Consider the following 2316-nt stretch of genomic DNA (forward strand, 5'->3'; position numbering starts at 1 on the left):
TCGCTTCCGCAATCCATGGATCCCGGATCAGGTCCGGGATGACAATCCTCTTCACCGTTCAAGGCCAACATGACAGACAAGACCGATTACCGAGCGACGCTCAATCTGCCCGACACCCCGTTCCCGATGCGCGGCGACCTGCCCAAGCGCGAGCCGGGCTGGGTCAAGGAGTGGGAAGACAAGGGCATCTACAAGAAGCTGCGCGCCGCCCGCTGCGAGCACGAGAAGTTCGTGCTGCACGACGGCCCGCCGTATGCCAACGGCCAGATCCACATGGGCCACGCCGTCAACAAGATCCTGAAGGACATGATCGTGAAGGCGCGACAGCTCAAGGGCTTCGACGCCGCCTACATCCCGGGCTGGGACTGCCACGGGCTGCCGATCGAGAACGCCATCGAGAAGAAGTACGGGCGCAACCTGCCGCGCGGCGAGATGCAGGCGAAGAGCCGCGCCTTCGCCACCGAGCAGATCGGCGTGCAGATGGCCGACTTCAAGCGCCTGGGCGTGCTGGGCGACTGGGACCATCCCTACCGCACCATGGACTTCCAGAACGAGGCGGCCGAGATCCGCGCGTTCAAGCGCGTGATCGAGCGCGGCTTCGTCTACCGGGGCCTCAAGCCGGTGTATTGGTGCTTCGACTGCGGTTCGTCGCTGGCCGAGTTCGAGATCGAGTACGCCGACAAGACCTCCCACACGGTGGACGTGGGCTTCAAGTCGGCCGAGCCCGAGAAGCTCGCCGCCGCCTTCGGCCTGAAGAAGCTCGACAAGGAAGCCTTCGTCGTCATCTGGACCACCACCGCGTGGACCATCCCTGCCAACCAGGCGCTCAACCTCAACCCGGACCTCGAGTACGCCTTGGTCGACACCGAGCGCGGCCTGCTGCTGCTGGCCTCGGCGCTGGTCGAGAAGTGCCTGGCGCGCTATGGCCTGCAGGGCCAGGTGATCGCCACCACGCAGGGCAAGAACCTCGAGGGCCTGCAGTTCCACCACCCGCTGGCGCACGTGCACCCGGGCTACGACCGGCTGAGCCCGGTCTACCTCGCCGACTACGCGACCGCGGAAGACGGCACCGGCATCGTGCACTCGGCGCCTGCCTATGGCATCGAGGACTTCAACTCCTGCCGCGCGCACGGGCTGGCCCTGGAAGACATCCTCAACCCGGTGCAGGGCAACGGCACGTATGAAGCCTCGCTGCCGCTCTTCGGCGGCCAGAACATCTGGAAGGCCGCCGCCGCGGTGACCGAGGCGCTGCGCGACGGCGGGCACCTCTTCAACACCGCCAAGCTGGTCCACAGCTACCCGCACTGCTGGCGCCACAAGACACCGGTGATCTACCGCGCCGCCGCGCAGTGGTTCGTTCGCATGGACGAGGGTGAAGGCGTGTTCACCGTCGACAAGGCGCCCAAGACCCTGCGCCAGACCGCGCTCGAAGCCATCGAGCAGACCGGCTTCTACCCCGAGAACGGTCGCGTGCGCCTGCGCGACATGATTGCCAACCGTCCCGACTGGTGCATCAGCCGCCAGCGCAGCTGGGGCGTGCCGCTGCCCTTCTTCCTGCACAAGGAGACGGGCGAGCTGCATCCCGAGACCATGGCCTTCATCGACCGTGCGGCGGCCATCGTCGAGCAGGGTGGCGTGGAAGCCTGGTCCAAGCTCGACCCGGCCGAGTGGCTGGGCGCCGAGGCGGCCCAGTACAACAAGAGCAACGACATCCTCGACGTGTGGTTCGACTCGGGCTCGACCTTCTTCCACGTGCTGCGCGGCAGCCACGAAGGTGGCCGCCACGAGACCGGCCCCGAGGCCGACCTCTACCTCGAAGGCCACGACCAGCACCGCGGCTGGTTCCACTCGTCGCTGCTGATCGCCTGCGCGCTCGAAGGCCGTGCCCCCTACCGCGGCCTGCTGACGCACGGCTTCACGGTGGACAGCCAGGGCCGCAAGATGAGCAAGAGCCTCAAGAACGGCATCGAGCCGCAGGAGGTGAGCAACAAGCTGGGCGCCGAGATCATCCGCCTCTGGGTGGCGGCGAGCGACTACTCGGGCGACATCGCCGGCGACGACAAGATCCTCGCCCGCGTGGTCGACTCGTACCGCCGCATCCGCAACACGCTGCGCTTCCTGCTCGCCAACACCAGCGACTTCGATCCTTCCAAGGACGCCGTGCCGCTCGATCAGATGCTGGAGATCGACCGCTACGCCCTGTCGCGCGCGGCCGCCTTCCAGGCCGAGGTGCTGGCGCACTACGAGGTCTACGAGTTCCATCCGGTGGTGGCCAAGCTGCAGGTCTATTGCAGCGAGGACCTGGGCGCCTTCTAC

At 66.8% G+C, this 2316-nt stretch carries 1 protein-coding gene; it reads left to right on the top strand.

Annotated elements, in window-relative coordinates; genetic code table 11:
• Window positions 1-69: 69 nt before the first annotated feature.
• The coding region (gene ileS, locus VFL64_RS13520; RefSeq protein ID WP_489540901.1) for an isoleucine--tRNA ligase at window positions 70-2316 on the top strand (2247 nt) is incomplete at its 3' end.

This window comes from Rhizobacter sp., from assembly GCF_035702065.1.
Classification (GTDB): domain Bacteria; phylum Pseudomonadota; class Gammaproteobacteria; order Burkholderiales; family Burkholderiaceae_C; genus Rhizobacter.